Origin of the sequence: Prauserella sp. PE36 (assembly GCF_003311655.1) — a bacterium.
In the GTDB taxonomy this organism is placed as follows: Bacteria; Actinomycetota; Actinomycetes; order Mycobacteriales; family Pseudonocardiaceae; genus Prauserella_A; species Prauserella_A endophytica.
Genome location: NZ_QEQT01000061.1, coordinates 30,000 through 49,346 on the forward strand (window position 1 = coordinate 30,000; position 19,347 = coordinate 49,346).

The 19,347-nt window shown below is 71.6% G+C and carries 23 protein-coding genes; 17 read left to right on the plus strand and 6 right to left on the minus strand.

What is annotated here, in order from left to right; genetic code table 11:
- Positions 1-238: 238 nt before the first annotated feature.
- From DI005_RS15290 to DI005_RS15300, 3 genes are all read left to right on the plus strand, one after another.
- On the plus strand, positions 239-1,357 hold the full coding sequence (locus tag DI005_RS15290; protein WP_113642579.1) for an NDMA-dependent alcohol dehydrogenase: 1,119 nt from the start codon (positions 239-241) through the stop codon (positions 1,355-1,357).
- Positions 1,358-1,458: 101 nt separating this feature from the next.
- Positions 1,459-1,821 (plus strand): YciI family protein, encoded by a 363-nt coding sequence (locus tag DI005_RS15295; RefSeq protein WP_113642581.1) that lies wholly within the window; start codon positions 1,459-1,461, stop codon positions 1,819-1,821.
- The gene (locus DI005_RS15300; protein ID WP_113642582.1) at positions 1,818-3,035 is read left to right on the plus strand and encodes an RNA polymerase sigma factor; all 1,218 of its coding nucleotides are present in this window, start codon (positions 1,818-1,820) and stop codon (positions 3,033-3,035) included. The genes DI005_RS15295 and DI005_RS15300 overlap by 4 nt, the downstream gene beginning before the upstream one ends.
- A gap of 4 nt (positions 3,036-3,039) precedes the next feature.
- On the opposite strand, the gene DI005_RS15305 is transcribed toward DI005_RS15300, so the two are convergent.
- Positions 3,040-3,888 carry a pentapeptide repeat-containing protein gene (locus tag DI005_RS15305; protein ID WP_113642584.1) on the minus strand — a complete coding sequence of 283 codons (849 nt, stop codon included), beginning with the start codon at positions 3,886-3,888 and terminating at the stop codon, positions 3,040-3,042.
- Positions 3,889-3,914: 26 nt separating this feature from the next.
- Positions 3,915-4,190: a DUF2277 domain-containing protein gene (locus DI005_RS15310; protein ID WP_112270381.1), complete on the minus strand. Its 276-nt coding sequence runs from the start codon at positions 4,188-4,190 to the stop codon at positions 3,915-3,917.
- A gap of 74 nt (positions 4,191-4,264) precedes the next feature.
- Between DI005_RS15310 and DI005_RS15315 the strand changes: the two genes are divergently transcribed.
- Positions 4,265-5,005, plus strand: a complete 741-nt coding sequence (locus DI005_RS15315; protein ID WP_228713787.1) for an ANTAR domain-containing response regulator — start codon at positions 4,265-4,267, stop codon at positions 5,003-5,005.
- A gap of 18 nt (positions 5,006-5,023) precedes the next feature.
- On the opposite strand, the gene DI005_RS15320 is transcribed toward DI005_RS15315, so the two are convergent.
- Positions 5,024-5,446: a nucleoside deaminase gene (locus DI005_RS15320; RefSeq protein WP_113642586.1), complete on the minus strand. Its 423-nt coding sequence runs from the start codon at positions 5,444-5,446 to the stop codon at positions 5,024-5,026.
- The gene (locus DI005_RS15325; RefSeq protein ID WP_112270377.1) at positions 5,443-6,294 is read right to left on the minus strand and encodes an LLM class flavin-dependent oxidoreductase; all 852 of its coding nucleotides are present in this window, start codon (positions 6,292-6,294) and stop codon (positions 5,443-5,445) included. The genes DI005_RS15320 and DI005_RS15325 overlap by 4 nt, the downstream gene beginning before the upstream one ends.
- 92 nt (positions 6,295-6,386) lie before the next feature.
- Here DI005_RS15325 and DI005_RS15330 point away from each other — a divergent pair, with 92 nt between their 5' ends.
- From DI005_RS15330 to DI005_RS15360, 7 genes are all read left to right on the plus strand, one after another.
- Positions 6,387-6,845 carry an Lrp/AsnC family transcriptional regulator gene (locus tag DI005_RS15330; RefSeq protein ID WP_112270375.1) on the plus strand — a complete coding sequence of 153 codons (459 nt, stop codon included), beginning with the start codon at positions 6,387-6,389 and terminating at the stop codon, positions 6,843-6,845.
- A 152-nt stretch (positions 6,846-6,997) separates the two neighbouring features.
- Positions 6,998-7,543 (plus strand): hypothetical protein, encoded by a 546-nt coding sequence (locus tag DI005_RS15335; protein ID WP_113642588.1) that lies wholly within the window; start codon positions 6,998-7,000, stop codon positions 7,541-7,543.
- A gap of 12 nt (positions 7,544-7,555) precedes the next feature.
- Positions 7,556-8,167 (plus strand): class F sortase, encoded by a 612-nt coding sequence (locus tag DI005_RS15340; RefSeq protein WP_112270371.1) that lies wholly within the window; start codon positions 7,556-7,558, stop codon positions 8,165-8,167.
- Positions 8,164-8,877, plus strand: coding sequence for a class I SAM-dependent methyltransferase (locus DI005_RS15345; RefSeq protein ID WP_113642590.1), 714 nt, complete (start codon positions 8,164-8,166; stop codon positions 8,875-8,877). The genes DI005_RS15340 and DI005_RS15345 overlap by 4 nt, the downstream gene beginning before the upstream one ends.
- A gap of 191 nt (positions 8,878-9,068) precedes the next feature.
- Positions 9,069-9,659 carry a TetR/AcrR family transcriptional regulator gene (locus DI005_RS39585; RefSeq protein WP_113642592.1) on the plus strand — a complete coding sequence of 197 codons (591 nt, stop codon included), beginning with the start codon at positions 9,069-9,071 and terminating at the stop codon, positions 9,657-9,659.
- Positions 9,656-10,825: an NADH:flavin oxidoreductase gene (locus DI005_RS15355; RefSeq protein WP_113642593.1), complete on the plus strand. Its 1,170-nt coding sequence runs from the start codon at positions 9,656-9,658 to the stop codon at positions 10,823-10,825. The genes DI005_RS39585 and DI005_RS15355 overlap by 4 nt, the downstream gene beginning before the upstream one ends.
- Positions 10,826-10,840: 15 nt before the next feature.
- Positions 10,841-12,391: a long-chain-fatty-acid--CoA ligase gene (locus tag DI005_RS15360; RefSeq protein ID WP_113642595.1), complete on the plus strand. Its 1,551-nt coding sequence runs from the start codon at positions 10,841-10,843 to the stop codon at positions 12,389-12,391.
- Between the two features lie 88 nt (positions 12,392-12,479).
- Here DI005_RS15360 and DI005_RS15365 read toward each other — a convergent pair whose 3' ends face one another.
- Entirely contained in the window at positions 12,480-13,100 is a 621-nt protein-coding gene (locus DI005_RS15365; protein ID WP_112270365.1) for an L-threonylcarbamoyladenylate synthase, read from the minus strand.
- 220 nt (positions 13,101-13,320) lie between these two features.
- Positions 13,321-14,031 (minus strand): GntR family transcriptional regulator, encoded by a 711-nt coding sequence (locus DI005_RS15370; RefSeq protein ID WP_112270674.1) that lies wholly within the window; start codon positions 14,029-14,031, stop codon positions 13,321-13,323.
- A 137-nt stretch (positions 14,032-14,168) separates the two neighbouring features.
- Here DI005_RS15370 and DI005_RS38975 point away from each other — a divergent pair, with 137 nt between their 5' ends.
- The 6 genes from DI005_RS38975 to DI005_RS15395 all read left to right on the plus strand — a co-directional run.
- Positions 14,169-14,447, plus strand: a complete 279-nt coding sequence (locus tag DI005_RS38975) for a hypothetical protein (RefSeq protein ID WP_233520149.1) — start codon at positions 14,169-14,171, stop codon at positions 14,445-14,447.
- Positions 14,444-15,673 (plus strand): CoA transferase, encoded by a 1,230-nt coding sequence (locus DI005_RS15375; protein WP_233520150.1) that lies wholly within the window; start codon positions 14,444-14,446, stop codon positions 15,671-15,673. The genes DI005_RS38975 and DI005_RS15375 overlap by 4 nt, the downstream gene beginning before the upstream one ends.
- A 33-nt stretch (positions 15,674-15,706) precedes the next feature.
- Positions 15,707-16,447: a 3-oxoacyl-ACP reductase FabG gene (gene fabG, locus DI005_RS15380; protein WP_113642599.1), complete on the plus strand. Its 741-nt coding sequence runs from the start codon at positions 15,707-15,709 to the stop codon at positions 16,445-16,447.
- Positions 16,448-16,482: 35 nt separating this feature from the next.
- On the plus strand, positions 16,483-17,697 hold the full coding sequence (locus DI005_RS15385; RefSeq protein ID WP_113642601.1) for an acetyl-CoA C-acetyltransferase: 1,215 nt from the start codon (positions 16,483-16,485) through the stop codon (positions 17,695-17,697).
- Positions 17,694-18,152 (plus strand): MaoC family dehydratase, encoded by a 459-nt coding sequence (locus DI005_RS15390; RefSeq protein ID WP_112270361.1) that lies wholly within the window; start codon positions 17,694-17,696, stop codon positions 18,150-18,152. The genes DI005_RS15385 and DI005_RS15390 overlap by 4 nt, the downstream gene beginning before the upstream one ends.
- 26 nt (positions 18,153-18,178) lie before the next feature.
- A partial coding sequence (locus DI005_RS15395) for an acyl-CoA dehydrogenase family protein (protein WP_113641238.1) occupies positions 18,179-19,347 on the plus strand: 1,169 nt, incomplete at its 3' end.

Below are 19,347 nucleotides of genomic sequence, written 5' to 3' on the forward strand. Positions count from 1 at the left end.
TGCCAACAGCCGCAGCCGGAAACGCCTGTGCTGAGCGGAATCCGCATGTCGGCGCGCGGGAACTCGGGCTGTTCGTCACGGACCAGAGTCAGTCGTTGTGCGCGAAGCGATGAGATTGGTGGCACAGCGACGACACGCAACCCGGACGTCGCTCACGCGTCGGCGGCCGGTTGACAGGGCGCAGATCTAGTATAACCATTATCAGGCCAACACCGGCGTTGGAGCGACGGGAGACGAGATGAAGACCAAGGGTGCGCTGCTGTGGGAGCCGGGGACCAACTCCGGATGGAGCGTGGAGGAGATCGAGATCGACCCGCCCAGGGAACGCGAGGTCCTGGTCAAGCTCGCCGCCTCGGGCATCTGCCACAGCGATCACCACCTCGACGACGGCGTGATCCCGCTGCCGTGGGCCCCCATCCTCGGCGGCCACGAGGGCGCGGGCGTCATCACCGAGGTCGGGCCCGGCGTCACCGACGTCGAGGTGGGCGACCACGTGGTCCTGTCGTTCCTCCCCTCGTGCGGCAAGTGCAAGATGTGCGTCGGTGGCCGCAGCAACATGTGCGCACTCGGCTCCGGCGTGCTCGCCGGGACGGCCCCGGACGGCAGCCACCGCGTGCACGCCAGGGGCAAGGGCGTCGGCTGCATGTCCTACCTCGGCACGTTCAGCCCGTATGTGTGCGCGCCCCTCGACGCCACGATCAGGATCGACCGCGACATCCCGCTCGACAAGGCCGCCCTCATCGGCTGCGGCGTCCCCACGGGCTGGGGCTCCTCCGTGTACGCCGCCGACATGCAGCTGAACGACACCGTCGTGGTGGTCGGCACGGGCGGCGTCGGCATCAACGCGGTGCAGGGCGCCCGGCACAAGGGAGCGCGCAACATCATCGCCATCGACCCGGTCGAGTACAAGCGCGAGTCCGCTCTGCGCTTCGGCGCCACCCACGCCGTCAGCGACTACGCCGAGGCCGCCCAGCTGGTCGAGCGCATGACCGACGGCCAGGGCGCCGACCGCGTGATCGTCACCGTCGGGGTCGCCTACGGAAACCTGATGAACCAGGCGCAGGAGCTGACCCGCCGGGGCGGTGTCATGGTGCTCACCGCGGCCGCCCCGGTCACCCAGCGCGACGTGGACTTCGACCTGTTCACCTTCGCCATGTCCGGCAAGCGCCTCCAGGGCTGCCTCTACGGCAGCACCAACTCACGCAACGACGTGCCGGCGCTGCTCGACCTGTACCGCGACGGCAAGCTCATGCTCGACGAGCTGGTGACGAAGACCTACGACCTGGAGGACATCAACCAGGCGTTCACGGATCTGCAGGAGGGCAAGAACCTGCGCGGCGTGATCAGGTACGACTGAGATACTGCTCTCCCCGGCCACGCTGTCGATCCGGCCTCGGGCCGTTCGTACAGAGGGTGAGAGGCCGGCAGCCCGCCGGCCGTCGTCCGAGGAGACGCGGCATGAAGCAGTACCTGCTCAGCATCTACCAGCCCACCGGCGACATGCCTGATCCAGGCTTCCTGGCCGGAGTGATGCGCGACGTCGAGCAACTCAACCAGGAGCTGCGGGCCGCCGGAGCGTGGATCTTCGCCGGTGGCCTGCACGCTCCCGAGTCGGCGACCGTCCTGCGCGCCGACGGCGACGACGTGCTCACCACCGACGGTCCGTTCGCCGAAGGCAAGGAGCACCTCGGCGGCTTCACGATCATCAGTGCCGACAACCTGGACTCGGCGCTGGACTGGGGCCGCAGGCTCGCGAAGGCGACCACACTGCCCGTCGAGGTGCGACCGTTCCAGGACGAGTCCGGGAACCGAACGGGATGACGGAGCCGTCCACCGCGGACATCGAGAGGATCTTCCGCGAGGAGTACGGCCGGGCCGTGTCGGTCCTGGTCCGCGTCTTCGGCGACCTCGACCTCGCCGAGGAGGCGGTCCAGGACGCGTTCGCCGCGGCGCTGCGGGCCTGGCCGGAGTCGGGACTGCCGCCCAGCCCGGCAGGCTGGCTCATCACCACCGCCCGCAACCGCACGATCGACCGCCTGCGCCGGGAGTCCTCCCGCGAGGACCGGCATGCGCAGGCCGCGCTGCTGTACTCCCGGGACGAGCCAGCCGAGGAGGGGCCCGTGCGCGACGAACGGCTCCGCCTGCTCTTCACCTGCTGCCACCCCGCGCTCGCGATGACCGCACGGGTGGCGCTGACGCTACGGCTGCTCGGCGGGCTCACCACCGCCGAGATCGCCCGCGCGTTCCTGGTGCCCGAACCCACCATGGCCCAGCGGATCGTGCGCGCGAAGGCGAAGATCCGCGACGCGGGCATCCCCTACCGCGTGCCGCACGAGGCCGACCTGCCCGAGCGGCTAGCCGGCGTGCTCGCCGTGGTGTATCTGATCTACAACGAGGGGCACACCGCCAGCGAGGGCGACGTGCTCGCCCGTGAGGACCTGTGCCTGGAGGCGGTGCGCCTCGCCAGGCTGCTCGCGGAGCTCATGCCCGACGAGCCCGAGACACTGGGCCTGCTCGCGCTGCTGCTGCTCAGCGAGTCCCGCCGCGGGGCGCGAACCGGCCCGAACGGCGAGCTGGTGCTGCTGGCCGAGCAGGACCGGAGTCGCTGGGACCGGGCGCTCGTCGCCGAAGGCCAGGCTCTGGTCCGGCAGTGCCTGCGCCGCAACCGGCCCGGCCCCTACCAGATCCAGGCCGCCATCAACGCCGTCCACAGCGACGCCCCGAGCGCCGCCGCGACCGACTGGCGCCAGATCATGCGGCTGTACGACAAGCTGCTGGCGATCGTGCCGACCCCGGTGGTAGCGCTGAACCGCGCGGTCGCGGTGGCCGAGGTGGAAGGACCCGGCGCCGCGCTCGCCCTCGTCGACGACCTGAAGCTCCACCGCTACCACCTGTTCCACGCCATCCGGGCCGACCTGCTCAGGAGGCTCGGCCGGACCGGCGAGGCGGCCCGGGCGTACGAGACCGCCCTCGACCGCACCGCGAACGAGGCCGAGCGGGCGCTGCTGCGGCGAAGGCTCGCCGAGCTGGGCTGAACCGTCAGGACGCCCAGTGCGCCGGGCGCGCCAGCGCCGGGGGCAGCTTCGTGGTGCCGTCTCCCCTCGCCGCGTCGAGCTGGGACTGGATCAGGAACAGGCTCGTGCTCAGGTCGGCGCCCCGCAGATCCGCGCCGCGCGTGTCGGCGCCCACGACGTCGGCCAGGCGCAGGTCGGCGCGGCGGAGATCGGCACCGATCAGGAACGCGCCCCGCAGGTTCGCGCCCCGCAGGTCGGCCTTGTGGAAGTCACGGCCGATCAGGTCGGCACCGCGCAGCTCGGCCGGCCGCCGCACCCCGCGTCGCACCAGCTCGCTCACGCGCGACAGCACGGCGTTCACCGACTGCCAGTGCGGGCGCACGTCGAGCTCGGCGAGCGCGTCCGGCCCCAGCAGGGTGAGCCGCTCGGTCTCCTCGCGCGCGGCCGTGAGCTCGGGGTGTGCCGGGCGCGCCGCCCGCAGGGTCAGCGCCTCGTTGACGTACCACAGCAGCTCGTGCAGCTCGCGCATCACGGGGAAGACGGTGAACATCCCCTCCGCGGTCTCTGGCGCGCCGCGCCAGTCCGTGCCGGCGAAGGTGACCTGGCAGACCTGCTGGCCCGCGCCGAAGCAGTCGTACACCGTGCAGCCGGGAAAGCCCTTGTCCCGCAATCGGTCGTGGATCCCGCAGCCGAAGTCGGCGAGCAGGTTCCGGCACGGTGTGCGCGCGGGCTTGTCGACGGCGAAGTCGGCCGACGCCGAGAAGGCGGGCACGACACAACACAGCCCGAAGCAGCTCGCGCAGTCGGCCCGCAGCCGGGTACGGAAGTCGCCCTCGGTGGTGGCCGCGCCAGCCGGCGCGGAAGGATCCGGCATGGGGAGATCTCCTGCGGGGCTGGCGCTCAACCCTGGGACTTCGCGGCGATCCTCGCGCGCACCTCGGGCCTGCGCAGCGGCGGCACCGTCGGCGGCGGGTTGCGCCGGGCGGGCAGCTCGGCGAGCAACCGCGTGGTGATCTCGGCGATCTCGGTGACGGCCCGCTCGAACGGCTCGCGCGTCGCGTCCGAAACGGACTGCACGCCACTGACCTTCCGAACGTACTGCCGGGCGGCGGCCTCGATCTCCTCAGGCGTCGCCGACGGCTCGAGCCCGCGAAGTACGGTGATGTTGCGGCACATGCCGTTCAGCCTACGCGCCGACGCCGGGGGACGAGAGTCTTCCCGCCGGGCACGCGACGGTGTACACCTAGCGGGTGGGCACCACACACCAGGGCCCCGAGCAGCTGGTCCAGCTCGACGAAGTCGCCACCGCCCTCCGTCTGTTGCACGACGAGATGAGCGCGGCCGAGCCGTTGGAGCGCGGGCTGTGCCGGGTCACCGCGGGGGCGGTGGCCGCCGTTCCCGACGCCCAGCACGCGAGCGTCACACTGCTCGACGGCGGGCACCTCAGCACGGCCGCGTCCACGGCCGACGACATCACCGAGATCGAGCACGTCCAGTACGTGGCCGGCCGGGGCCCGTGCGTTCAGGCAGCGACCACCCGCTCCGCGGTCCGCGCCGTCGCAGGGCCGAGGCCCGAGCCGTGGCCCGAGTTCGCCGAGGCCGCGTGGTGTGCCGGACTGCGGGCGGCGCTGTCGGTGCCGCTCGTGGTGGCCGCCGACGACGAGCCGATGCGGGGCTCGCTGAACCTCTACAGCGGCGACGAGACCGCGTTCGACCCCTTCGACGAGACCCTCATGCGGGTGTTCACCGTGGCGGCCTCGGCGGCGATCTGCGACGCCCGCCGCTGGCAGCGCTCCCGCCGCCAGGTCGAGCAGCTCGAGTTCGGACTCGTCTCGCGCGCCGACATCGAGCAGGCCAAGGGTGTGCTGATGGCCCTGCACGGCTGCTCCGCCGACGAGGCGTTCCTCCTGCTGGCCCACGAGTCGCAGGTCCGCAACACGAAGCTGCGCGAGGTCGCGCGCGAGCTGCTGGCGTCGTTGCGGCACCGCTGAGCACATCGTCAGCGATTGTCAGTAGTAGCCCTCCACGGGAACCCGCGCCTCGTCGAACAGCGCGGGCCCGTCCTGCGGCACGGCGGGGAACCCGGTGCCGGGCGGCTGCAGGCTCGCCAGCTGCTCCCCCGACAGCGCGAACACGACACGGCCAACGCCGGAACGGGCGAGCGCACCCGCGCACATGCCGCACGGCTGGCAGCTGGTGTAGAGGGTCGTGCCCGCCGCGGTGTCCCGGTCCAGCTCCCGCGCCGCCCATCTCGCCAGCTTCAGCTCCGGGTGGGCGCTGATGTCGCGGTCGCCGAGCACGGTGTTCCACGCCTCGGCGAGGATGTCGCCACCGGGGCCGACGAGCAGGGAGCCGAACGGCGCCTCGCCCGACGCGCGCGCCTTCGCGGCGAGCGCGATCGCCCTGCGCAGGAAGTGGTCATCGTGGGTCACGGCGTCCCCCTCGGGTTCCAGTGGGCGGCCACGGCCGCCAGCGCCTGCCAGGCGCGCTCGGGGTGGTGCGTCTCGGCGGGGTCGCCGCCGAACGGGTCGAGCACGACGGTGTCGGAGCCGAGCAGCCGCAGTTCCTCCAGGTCGCCGGTGATCTGCTCGATGCTGCCCTCACCGGCGAGCCGGCCCGGCGCGGTCAGCGGCGCGTCGGTGAGGCGCAGCACGATCCGGGGCGCGAGCGCGGGCACCGGGCGTCCCATTGCGTCGGCATCGGCCTTGAGCCGGTCCACGGACCCGTGCAGCCAGCCCGACTCGAACCGCAACGGATGCCACGCGTCGCCGAACCGGACCGCGCGGCGGCGGCCCGCGGCGCTGTTGCCGCCCACCCACACCGGGATGTCGCGCGCGCGGTAGTCGGACTCGTTCGCCCACGCGTCCCGCACCACGCGCAGCATGTCGTCGGTGAGCGCGCCGCGCCGCTCGAAGGGCACGCCGAGCGCCTGGTACTCCTGCCGGGCCCAGCCGACCCCGACGCCGAGCACGAACCGGCCGCCGCTGAGGTCGTTGAGGTTCGCCGCCATGCGCGCTGTCAGCAGCGGGTGCCGGTACGGGGCGACCAGCACGGTCGTCCCGAGTCGCACGCGGTCGGTGACGCCGGCCAGCCAGGACAGGGTGGTGAACGGCTCGAAGAACGGCGCCGGGTACTGCGCGGCCACATCGGGAGTGACCGCGACGTGGTCGGAGACCATCAGCAGGTCGAAGCCGAGCCCCTCGACCGTGCGCGCCCATTGACGGAGCACGCCCGGATCGGTGCCAGGACCGAAGTTGAGGACGTTGACGCCGAGTCGCATGACCTCAGGCTAGGCACACGGCGGCAAACCGGGAACCGAGTTCTCCCGGCATTACCCACTTGCCGCCGTGGATCTGCCGGTAGATTGACCCGATGGCCGAGAGTCTCGACGCGACGGACTGGTCGATCCTGACCGAACTCCAGCGCGACGGCCGGCTGCCGCTCACCGAGCTGGCCCGGCGGGTCAGCCTGAGCGCGTCGGCCACCACCGAACGCGTCAAGCGGCTGGAGCACGCCGGGGTGATCACGGGCTACCGCGCCGAGGTGGACCTGGCGAGCGTCGGCTACGCGGTGCTCGCCGTGGTGCGGCTCAAGTACCCGGGCCGCAAACACGAGCCGCTGCACCGGTTGCTGCGGCAGCGTACGGAGATCCTGGAGTGCCTGCGCACCACCGGCGACGACTGCTACACCCTCAAGGTCGCGGCGTCCTCCATGCCGCATCTGGAGCAGCTGGTCGACGAGCTGGCGGCGTTCGGCAGCACCACCACCAACGTGGTCTACAGCCAGACGCTCTCCTACCGGGGACCGCAAGCGCCGCCGCGCGTTACGTGAAGAGTCTTTCACGTCGGTTTCATCGAAGGACCATGGCACCGCCACGAGACTTCGGGCCGACCGGTTGAACCGGTCCGCGATGCCTCGACCCGGGACATCGCGCCTCCCCCGCGGTTCCCGCCGGGAATCGCGTTCCCCGAAAGGTTCTCGACATGTCCAGCTCTGTGCGGAGACTCCTGCTGGCCGTGGTGCTCGGCGGTGGTGTGGTACTCGGAGCCGCTGCTCCCGCCCTCGCCGCCCCGGCGACGCCGGATGGCGCGCCCGCCGCCTACCAGTCGGATGATGACGGCCCCGGTGGCGACGACAACGGCGACGACGGCCGCGACGACGACGGCCGCGGCGACGACGGCCGCGATGACGACGCGGACGACCGCTCGGGCAGCGGCGCGCCTGGCGATGACGACGCCGATGACGGTGCGGCCGGCGGCGTTCGCGGTGGTGACGACGGCGTCGGCGGCGTCGGCGGCGTCGGCGGCGCGGACGACGACGCCGCGCCCAGCGGCGGCGTGGAAACCGGCTTCGGCGGCGCGGCGGACGACGATGACGCCCCGGCGCCCAGCGGCGGCGTCGAGGCCGGGAACGGCGGCACCGTCGCCGACGACCCGATCCTGCCGATCGCCCTCGTCGGAGGCACGGCGCTGGCCACCGCGGGCGGTGTGCTGTTCGTCCGCAGGCTCGCGACCGGCGGCCGCGGCTGACCCGCCTCCGCCATGCCTGCTGACCTCCAGCCGAGAGGTGGTGGTCGCGCCCGGCGCGCGGCCACCACCGTGGCACTGTTCGCACTGCTCACCGCGTGCGGCCCGGCCCTCCCGCCCCGGGGCGAGGTCACCACGGCCGAGAGCGCCCCGTCCGCGGCGAGTGCGCAACCAGACGTCCAGGCCGCCGCGCCGGTGCGGCTGCGCATCCCCGACATCGGCGTCGACGCGCCGGTCGCGCCACTCGACGTCGGTGAGGACAACGTCCTGCCGGCCCCTGACACCAACGAGGGCACGGGATGGTGGCGGGGCGGCCCAGAACCGGGTGAACGCGGACCCGCCGTGATCGCCGGCCACGTCGACTCCTACCAGGGCCCCGCGGTGTTCTTCCGGATCGCCGAACTCGAACCGGGACAACGCATCCACGTCGACCGGTCCGACGGGACCACGGCCGTGTTCGTCACGACCCGCCTGGAGCGCCACGCCAAGGACGCCTTCCCCACCGAGGTCGTGTATGGAGACACGCCCGGCGCGGAGCTGCGGCTCATCACCTGCGGCGGCGAGTTCGACACCGCCGACCGGCGCTATCTCGACAACATCATCGTCTACGCCATGCTGGAGCGGTGACCGACGCCGTAGGCCGCGAGCCGCAGTACGAACTCTTCGCCGACGACTTCGCCGACCACGCCGGTGACAGCTTCCACAACGCGTGGTACGACCGCCCCGCGTGCCTGCGGTTGCTCGGCGACGTGGCGGGGAAAGCGGTGCTCGACGCGGCGTGCGGGCCGGGGTTCTACGCCGAGGAGCTCGTGCGCCGCGGTGCCACGGTCAACGGTTGTGACCAGAGCGCCCGCATGGTCGAGCTGGCCCGCGCGCGGGTGCCAGGCGCCGACTTCAGGGTGCACGACCTCGCCGAGCCGCTGCGCTGGCTGGCCGACGACTCGATGGACTTGGTGTTGTTCGCGCTCGCCGTGGAGTACCTCGACGACCGGGTCGCGGCGCTGCGGGAGTTCCGCCGGGTGCTGCGACCCGGCGGTGCGCTGGTGCTCTCGCGAATGCACCCGACGGGCGATTGGCTTCGCCACGGTGGGAGCTACTTCGCCGACCGCGTGGTGGAAGAGGTGTGGAGCCGGGGCTGGCGGGTGCGGTACTGGCTCAGCCCACTGGAGCGCACGTGCGAGGAACTGCACGAGGCGGGCTTCCTCATCGAACGGCTCCGGGAGCCGAGGCCGGAACCGGCCGCCGCCGAGCTCGACCGGGAACGCTACGAACGCCTGCAACGGGAACCCACCGGTTTTCTGGCCATCAGGGCGATCCCCGACCGCCGCGGTGGTTGAGGTCCGGCATCGCGTCGATCGCCCGCCTCGTCCGGCAAGCGGAGTCGAGCGAGACGGTGTCCACGCAGGACCCGGAAGCCGCACGCGGGCACTCGACAGGGCCCGCGCGGCGTTCCGGCCGGTTTCTCGTGTCAATCAGTGATTGAACCGGTGCTTGAATTCGCGCGGCCGCATGCGGTTCACTGAGTGCCATGGCCACCACCGCGACGCCCGGCACGCGCGAGCGCCTGCTCGACGTCGCCGAGAACCTGTTCGCCGAACACGGCTACGACGCCGTATCCGTGCGGGCCATCAACAGTGCCGCCGGCATGAACCCCGCCGCCGTGCACTACCACTTCGGCTCCAAGGAGGCGCTCGTCGCCGCGTTGCTGGAGAGCAGACTGGCCCCGCTCTGGCAGGACGGCCTCGCCGAGCTCACCGCCCGAAGGAGAACCGGTGCGCCGCCCGGTGTCGGCGAGCTGGTGGAGGTGGTGCTGGCGCCGCTGGCCGAGCTGGCGGGCGATCCCACGGGCCGCCTGCGGCTGTCCCTGCTGGCCCGCGTGGTGCTCGGCCGCTGGGACGTCACGTGGACATCGGACTGGTTCGGCCTCCGGCCCTGGGTGAGCCTCCTGCGCGCCGCCCGGCCCGACCTCAGCGCCTCGGTCGCGGGCAGGCGCTGGCTGCTGGCCTTCGACCTCGTGCTGCACACCTTCGCCGACCCCGCGGCCGACCCGCCGCGGCCCGGCCGCGCCGCCTACAAGGCGCTGCACTCGTTCGTCGCCGCTGGTCTGGACGCGCCATGACCGGCGTCTTCGCTCCCGCCTTGCTGGGCCCCGTACGGCTGCGTAACCGGATCATCAAGGCCGCGACGTTCGAGGGCGCCACACCGCACGGCGAGGTCACCGACCGGCTGGTCGACTTCCACGTCCGTGTCGCCCGAGGCGGAACGGCGCTCACCACCCTCGCGTACTGCGCGGTGGCTCCCGAGGGCGGCACCGACCGGCATCAGCTCCGGATGCGTGCCGACGCGGTGCCGGGGCTGCGCAGGCTCACCGACGCCGTGCACCGGGAGGGCGCGGCGATCAGCGCACAGCTCGGGCACGCCGGCCCGGTCGCCAACGCGGCGTCCAACGGCGTGCCCGCGCTCGGCCCCAGCAGGCTGCCGAGCCCGCTGAGCCTGCGCATGGTCCGCGCCGCCACCGCAGAGGACCTCGACCGCATCACCGCGGCGCACGCCGACGCCGCGCTGGTGGCGATCGACGCCGGATTCGACGCCGTCGAACTCCACCTAGGACACAACTACCTCGCGAGCGCCTTCCTCAGCCCGAAGCTCAACCGGCGTGGCGACCGCTACGGTGGCAACCTGCGCAACCGCGCACGGCTCGCCCTCGGCATAGCGCGGGCCGTGCGTGAGGCCGTCGGCGACCGCATCGCCGTCACCGCCAAGCTCAACATGGACGACGGCGTGGCAGGCGGCTTCTGGCTCGACGAGAGCGTGCAGGTGGCACAGTGGCTCGCCGCCGAGGGCACCGTGGACGCGCTCGAGCTGACGGCGGGCAGCTCACTGCTCAACCCCATGTACCTGTTCACCGGCGACGTGCCGCTTCGCGAGTTCGCCGCGCGGTTCCCTCCCCCGCTGCGCTGGGCGATCCGCCTCTCCGGTGACACCTTCCTGCGTGCCTATCCCTACCGCGAGGCGTACCTGCTCGACCGGGCGCTCCAGTTCCGCGCGGCCGTGGACCTGCCGCTGATCCTGCTCGGGGGCATCACGCGGGTCGAGACGATGGAACTGGCCATGCGGCATGGCTTCGCGTTCGTCGCGATGGCCAGGGCGCTGCTGCGGGAACCGGACCTGCCGCGGCGGCTCGAAGCCGACCCCTCGGCGCGCTCGTTGTGCATACACTGCAACAAGTGCATGCCCACGATCTACCGGGGCACGCACTGCGTGCTCACCACCGACGCGAGCTGAGCCGGGAGGTCGCCGATGACCGACAGCGGTCACGTCTTCGACATGGTGCGCCACTGGGAGCGGGAGGACCCAGGTCGGACCGCGCTCCGGTTCGGCGAACGGGCCTGGACCTGGGGTGAGCTCGCCACCCGCGTCCGGCGCAACGCGACGGCGCAGGCCGCGGCCGGGCTGGCCCCCGGCGACCGGGTCGCGTTCGTGGACAAGAACCACGCAGCGTGCCTGGAGACGACGCTCGCCTGCGGGCTGGCCGGCTCGGTCAACGCGGTGGTGAACTTCCGGCTCGCCCCGGCGGAGCTCGCCTACGTGCTCAACGACTCCGGCGCCCGCGTGGTGTTCGCCGGTGCCGAACTGCTGCCCGTGCTCGAGCAGATCCGTGACGACCTCGACGCCGTCGAGCGCGTGATCACCGTGGGCGGCGAGGACGACGACTACGAGGCGTTTCTGAGCTCGGGCACCGACTCCGAGCCCGGCCACCACGCCGAGCCGGACGACTGCTTCCTTCAGCTCTACACCTCCGGCACCACGGGCCACCCCAAGGGTGCGATGCTGACCCATCGCTCGCTGGCCGCACACTCAGCGGCCGCCGCGGACGCGTTCGGCTTCACCCGCGACTCGGTCAACATGGTGGCGATGCCGCTGTTCCATGTCGGCGGCACCAGCTGGGCGCTCGCGGGCATGTCGATGGGCTGCGAGACGATCGTGGTGCGCGAGGTCGTCCCCGCCGAGATCCTGGCGACGTTCGGGCCCGAGCGCGTGACCCACGCGTTCTTCGTGCCCGCCGTGTTCGGCTTCTTCCTCCAGGTGCCCGGCGTCGCCGATTTCGACTACTCGTCCCTGCGCTGCCTCGGCTACGGCGGCTCACCCATGCCGACGCCCCTGCTGCGCAAGGCGATGGAGGTCTTCCCGGTCGGCTTCTACCAGGTCTACGGGATGACGGAGGCCTCCGGTGTCTTCGCCGTGCTGGGCCCCGACGACCATCGCGACACCGCGCACCCCGAGCGGCTCGCCTCGGCGGGGCTACCCGTCGGCGGCGTGGAGGTGCGCGTGGTGGACCCCGCGACCGGCGATCCGGTGGCAGACGGCGAGCTGGGCGAGTTCCAGGTCCGGTCAGAGCAGGTCATGGGCGGCTACTGGCGGCGGCCGAAGGAGACCGACGCGACCATCGTGGCGGGGTGGTTGCGCACCGGCGACGCGGGCCGCCGCGACGAGCACGGTTACCTCTACATCGAGGACCGGGTGAAGGACCTGATCATCTCGGGTGGGGAGAACGTGTACCCCGCCGAGGTGGAGCGGGTGCTGGCCGAGCACCCGGGCGTGGCAGAGTGCGCCGTCATCGGCGTCCCCGACGACAAGTGGGGAGAGACCGTGAAGGCCGTGCTCGTCCCTGTCGAGGGGGCGACGATCGACCAGGACGAGGTGATCGAGTTCTGCCGGGAGCGCCTGGCCCGCTACAAGTGCCCGGCCACTGTGGACGTCGCGGAATCGTTACCCCGCAACGCCACCGGCAAGATCCTCAAGCGGACCCTGCGCGCACCGTACTGGGCGGGCAGGCAGCGCGCACTCTGACACCGTCCAGCTCGCCGGCTGCAGTGAAGGCCACCATGCCTGCGTTGAACGCAGGCTAGGTGGCCTTCACTGCGGCTGGGCACCGGCGTCAGGCGAACCGGGCCACGTCGCCGGCGCCGGCGCGCACGATCTCGGGCTCGTCGCCCGAGAAGTCCACCACCGTGGTGGGCTCGGTGCCGCACTCGCCGGAGTCGATCACCGCGTCCAGCACGTGGTCGAGCCGGTCCTTGATCTCCCAGCCCTGCGTCAGCGGCTCCTCCTCGCCGGGCAGCAGCAGGGTGCTGGACAGCATCGGCTCGCCGAGCTCGGCCAGCAGCGCCAGCGCGACGGTGTGCTCGGGGATGCGGACGCCGACGGTCTTCTTCTTGGGATGCAGCAGCCGGCGCGGCACCTCCTTGGTGGCGGGGAGGATGAATGTGTAGCTGCCGGGCGTGGCCGCCTTGATCGCCCGGAACACGGCGTTGTTGATGTGCACGAACTGGCCGAGCTGCGCGAAGTCCTGGCACACGAGAGTGAAGTGGTGCCGATCGTCGAGCTGCCGGATCGAGCGGATCCGGTCGATGCCGTCGCGGTTGCCGAGCTGGCTGCCCAGCGCGAAGCACGAGTCGGTGGGGTACGCGATCAACCCGTCGCCGCGGAGGATCTCCACCACCTTGCCGATCGAACGTGTCTGCGGGTTGTCGGGGTGGACGTCGAAGTACCTCGCCATGCACCGAGCCTAGGCGCCGCCCCTGGCGGGAACCACGACCGGCGCGCCGCTGCTCCCCTCGGAGTGCACGCAGCACACTTCCCGGCGACGCCGCCCCGCGGGCCACGCCGCGCAGCGGCCACGCCCGGAGGTGTTCAACCAGGTCCGCAGCCCTGCGAGCCGGACGCGCTGCCCGCCGGGGCCGCCGGCGCGATCCGCCGACCGGTGGCGAAGCGCCCGGTCAGTCCGCCTGTCCGCCGGTGAGCCGGTTGTCGACGTGGCGGCTGAGCAGCTCGCCCGCATTGTGGATGTGGGCGAGCATCGCCGCGCGTGCCGCCTCGGCGTCGCGCGCGTGCAGTGCCTCCAGGATCGGGTAGTGGTCGTTCACCGACGCCTGCACCCAGCCGCCGATCGTCTCGTAGAAGCGCGAAGGCGTGTGCTTGACCGACTGGGCGAGAAACCACGTCAGCTTCGGTGACCTGCCCGCTCGCGCCAGCAGGTTGTGGAACTCGTGGTTGAGGCTTTCGATCTCCTCCACCCGGTTGTCGGCGAGCGCGGCGGCGAGGCTCGCCTGGATCTCGTCGAGCGCCGCGAGGTCCTGTTCGGTCAGTCTGGGCGTGGCCCGCGCGACGAGCTCGCCCTCCAGCTGAGCCTGCACCCAGAACAGGTCGCGGATGTCGTCGCCGGAGAGTGGGGCGACCATGAACCCGCGGCGGGGCTCCAGTTGCAGCAGCCCCTCTGCCCGCAGGGTGAGCAGGCCCTCCCGCACCGGGGTGACGCTCACGCCGAGCTCGTCGGCGATCCGCTCCAGCCGCACGAACTCGGGGAACCGCAGCTGCCCCGACATGATCAGCTCGCGCACGTAGGTGGCCACCTCGTCGGGCAGGCCCCGCTTCGGTACGCGGGCAGGCCGGGAGCGGGTGCGCCGGGGCGGGCTGGACGCCTGACTCATGTCGTCGACCCTCACTGCTGCCAGGGGAGCGCCGAGGCGCTCCGGTTCCGTTCGAGCAACTGTAACCTGCGCCTCTCACCAGGGACTATGCAGGATCATATATCTAGGTTATAAAACATACGAGCAGCGAGACCGCGATGACGGAGGTTGGGATGCCCGACGGGCAGGCAGTGCACTGTTCCGTCCAGGCGGGCATCACCGCGGTGACTCTGAACCGGCCGCACGGCCGCCACGCCCTCGCGGGCCAGAGCGAGAGCAACGCACTCACCAAGTCATTGGTCCGGCTGGGCGGAGGCGTCCTTCGCGGGGCGTTCCTGGAAGCGGAGCGCGTCGTGGTCGCACTGGCCGGGCACGGCAGGGACTCCGCGGAAGGGCGCGCGGCGTTCCTCGAGGACAGGGAGCCGACCTTTTCGTGAGCACACCGGACACTCCCCTCGCCGGACTGCGCATCGTGGAATGCGCGACGTTCGTGGCGGGCCCCTCCGGCGGGATGGCGCTGGCGCAACTGGGCGCCGAGGTCATCCGCGTCGACCTGCCGCAGGGCGGTGGCGACCACGGACGCTGGCCGGTCGCGCCCAACGGCACGAGCCTCTACTGGAACAACCTCAACAAGGGCAAGCGCTCCGTCGCGCTCGACTTCCGCGCCCCCGAGGGCCGCGAACTGCTCGCCGCGCTCGCCACGGCCGACGGGCCGGCCAACGGCATCTACCTCGACAACGTCGCCGGGCGCACCCGGTTGCGCTACGAGGAGCTGGCCGAGCGACGGCGCGACGTGATCCACGTGCATGTCCAGGGCAAACCGGACGGCAAGCCCGCGGTGGACTATACGGCGAACGCCGAGGTCGGCGTTCCGGACATGACCGGGCCGCAGGACCATGCCGCGCCCGTCAACCATGTGCTGCCGGCGTGGGACTTCCTCACCGGCATGACCGCCGCGACCGGTGTGCTCGCGGCGCTGCACCGGCGTGCCGCGACCGGTGAGGGCTCGGGCATCACCGTGGCGCTGTGCGACGTCGCGCTCGCGGCGGTGGGCAACCTCGGCTGGCTGGCCGAGGCGCGCCTCGCGGGCCGGGGCAGGCCCCGCCACGGCAACCACACGTTCGGCAGCTTCGGCGTGGACTTCCCGACCGCCGACGGGCGGCGGGTGATGGTGCTGGCGCTGACGCCCGGCCAGTGGGACGCGCTGTGCGCGGCGACCGGCACCACGGAGGTGTTCACGGCCCTCGAGCCGGTTTTCGACGCCGACCTCAGCACCGAGTCCGACCGCTACCGGCTCCGCGACACGATCGAGGCGATCCTGCGGCCGTGGTTCGAGGGCCGTGGCCTCACCGAGATCGGTGAGCGGCTCGACCGCGCCAGGGTGCTGTGGGGCCCGTACCGGGACACGCACGAGGCGGCGACGCTCGCGCTGGCCGATCCCGGCTCGATCGTCACCGAGATCGACCAGCCGGGCGTCGGCGCGATGGTCGCCGCCGCCGGGCCGCTGCGCTGGTCGGGCAGCACGCAGCCCCCTCGGCCCGCTCCCCTGCTCGGCGCCGACACCGACGAGGTGCTCAGCCGGTACCTCGGGCTGTCCGCCGCGGAGCTGGGCAGGCTGCACGACGCCGGACTGGTGTCCGGCCCCACCGAGAGCCAACACTGAGACGAGAGACGACGGAAGGGAAACGCTACGACCATGGCGCTACTGGCCGGCAGGACCGCGGTGATCACCGGCGCGGCACAGGGCATCGGCTTCGCCATCGCCGAGCAGTTCGCGCGAGAGGGAGCCAGGCTCGTCCTCGGCGACCTCGACCTTGACGCCGCACGGGCCGCCGCGGACAAGCTCGGCGGGCCCGAGGTGGCCGTCGCCGTCCGCTGCGACGTCACCGACGCGTCCGAAGTGGACACCCTGCTGAACACGGCGCTGGCGACGTTCGGCTCGCTGGACGTGCTGGTGAACAACGCGGGCATCACCCGCGACGCCACGATGCGCACCATGACCGAGGAGCAGTTCGACCAGGTCATCGACGTGCACCTGAAGGGCACGTGGAACGGCACCCGCAAGGCCGCCGCGATCATGCGGGAGCGCAAGGGGGGCGCGATCGTCAACATCTCCTCGCTGTCAGGCAAGGTCGGCATGGTCGGCCAGACCAACTACTCCGCGGCCAAGGCGGGCATCGTGGGCTTGAGCAAGGCGGCGGCCAAGGAGATAGCCCACCACGGCGTGCGCGTCAACGCCATCCAGCCCGGCCTCATCCGGTCGGCGATGACGGAGGCCATGCCGCAGAAAGCGTGGGACCAGAAAATGGCCGAAATCCCCATGCAGCGCCCTGGCGAGGTGTCGGAGGTCGCGAGCGTCGCACTCTTCCTCGCCAGCGACCTCTCCTCGTACATGACCGGCACGGTGCTGGAGGTCACCGGCGGCCGCTTCATGTGAGCGGGCCTCGACACGACAGCGAAAGGTGAGAAACCATGCGTGACGCGGTGATCTGCGAACCGGTGCGGACCCCGATCGGCCGCTTCGGCGGCTCGCTGAAGAGCGTGACCGCGGCGGAGCTCGGCGAGGCCGTGCTCCGCGGCCTGCTCGACCGGACCGGCCTCGACCCGGCCGCCGTCGACGAGGTGATCCTCGGCCACTGCTACCCCAACAGCGAGGCACCGGCGATCGGCCGGGTCGTGGCCCTCAACGCGGGCCTGCCCATCACGGTGTCGGGCCTCCAGGTGGACCGGCGGTGCGGCTCCGGCCTGCAGTCGGTGGTGCAGGCGGCGATGCAGGTGCAGGCCGGGGCGAGCGATGTGATCATCGCCGGTGGCGCCGAGAGCATGAGCAACGTGCCCTTCTACTCCACGGACATGCGCTGGGGAGTCAAGGGCCCCGGCGTGACGCTGCACGACGGGCTGGCCCGTGGTCGCGTCACCGCGGGCGGGCGGCACCACCCCGTGCCCGGCGGGATGCTGGAGACAGCGGAGAACCTGCGCCGCGAGTACGGCATTCCCCGCGAGGAGCAGGACCGGCTCGCGCTCAGCTCGCACCAGCGGGCCGTGGCTGCGCAGCGGTCCGGCGTGTTCGCCGAGGAGATCGTCCCCGTGACCGTCAGCTCCCGCAGGGGCGACGTCGTGGTGGACACCGACGAGCACCCGCGCGCCGACGCGTCACTGGAGACCCTCTCCGGCCTGCGCCCGGTGCTGGGCAAACAGGACCCGGACGCGACGGTCACCGCAGGCAACGCCAGCGGGCAGAACGACGCGGCCGCGGTTTGCGTGGTGACCCACCCCGATCGGGCGGCCGAGCTGGGCCTGCGGCCGCTGGCCCGCCTGGTGTCGTGGGGTGTGGCGGGGGTCGGCCCAGAGGTCATGGGGATCGGGCCGGTTCCCGCGACCGAGGCCGCGCTCGCCCGCGCCGGGCTCAGCCTGTCCGATATGGACCTCATCGAGCTGAACGAGGCGTTCGCGGCGCAGGTGCTCGCCTGCACCCGCGAGTGGAAGTTCGGCGAGAGCGACTTCGAGCGGCTCAACGTCCACGGCTCGGGTATCTCGCTCGGCCACCCCGTCGGCGCCACCGGCGCCCGGATCCTGGCGACGCTCACCAGGGAGCTGCAGCGCCGCGAGGCCCGCTACGGGCTGGAGACCATGTGCATCGGCGGGGGCCAGGGCCTCGCCGCGATCTTCGAAAGGGTGGTCGCGTGAGCCCCACCGTCCTGACCTCGCTCGACGACGTGCGTGCCCGGCTCGGCACCGAGCTGGGACCCACGGAGTGGGAACCGGTGTCCCAGGAGCGGATCAACGCGTTCGCCGAGCTGACCGGCGACCACCAGTGGATCCACGTCGACGTCGAGCGCGCCGCCACCGGGCCGTTCGGCGGCACGATCGCCCACGGCTACCTGACACTGTCGCTGCTGCCGCTGTTCAACAAGCGGCTGTTCCGGCTCGACGCCGGATCGGCGAGGGTGAACTACGGCCTCAACAAGGTCCGGTTCCCCTCCCCCGTGCCCGCGGGCTCACGGGTCCGCGCCACGGCCTCGTTCGTGGAACTGCGCGACCTCGACACCGGCTCGCAGCTGCGGACGCAATACGTCCTCGAGCTCGAGGACGCCGCCAAACCGGCCTGCGTGGCCGAATCCGTCACCCTCATCCTGCCCTGACCCGTCCCATTCGAAGGAGCTTTCCCATGGCCCGCCTTGCGCAGACCGCTGGTTTGACCGATGTGCAGCAGGAGATCTTGTCGACGGTGCGGGGGTTCGTGGACAAGGAGATCGTTCCGTATGCGCAGGAGCTGGAGCATGGGGATGTGTATCCGGCGGACATCGTGGCGGGGATGCGGGAGATGGGCCTGTTCGGGTTGATGATCCCGGAGGAGTTCGGTGGGCTGGGTGAGTCGCTGCTGACGTATGCGTTGGTGGTGGAGGAGATCGCCCGTGGGTGGATGAGTGTGTCGGGGGTGATCAACACGCATTTCATCGTGGCCTACATGCTGCGTCAGCATGGCACTCGGGCGCAGCAGGAGCGTTATCTGCCGCGGATGGCCACCGGGGAGGTGCGTGGGGCGTTCTCGATGTCGGAGCCGGATCTGGGCTCGGATGTGGCGGCGATCAAGACTCGTGCCAGGCGGGACGGTGATGACTATGTCATCGACGGTTCGAAGATGTGGTTGACCAACGGGGGCACGTCGAATCTGATCGCGGTGCTGGCCAGGACCGACGAGGGTGGGGAGAAGCCGCATCAGAATCTGACGGCTTTTCTGGTGGAGAAGCCGGAGGGCTATGGCGAGGTGGCGCCCGGCCTGTCGATTCCGGGCAAGATCGAGAAGATGGGGTACAAGGGGGTGGACACCACCGAGGCGGTGTTCGACGGGTTCCGGGTGCCCGCTTCCCGGGTGCTGGGTGAGGCGCCGGGGCGGGGGTTCGCGTTCATGATGGACGGCATCGAGGTTGGCCGGGTGAACGTGGCGGCGCGGGCGTGTGGGATCGCGATCCGGGCGTTCGAGCTGGCGGTGGAGTACGCCCAGCAGCGCCGCACGTTCGGCAGGCCGATCGCCGAGCATCAGGCGATCGCGTTCAAGCTGGCGGAGATGGCCACCAAGGTGGAGGCCGCTCATCTGATGATGGTGAACGCGGCGAGGTTGAAGGACGCCGGCGTGCGTAACGACGTGGAGGCGGGGATGGCCAAGCTGCTCGCCTCCGAGTACTGCGCCGAGGTCACTCAGGAGGCGTTTCGCATCCACGGCGGTTACGGCTACTCCAAGGAGTACGAGATCGAACGCCTGATGCGGGAGGCCCCGTTCCTGCTCATCGGCGAGGGCACCAGCGAGATCCAGAAGACCATCATCAGCCGCGGCCT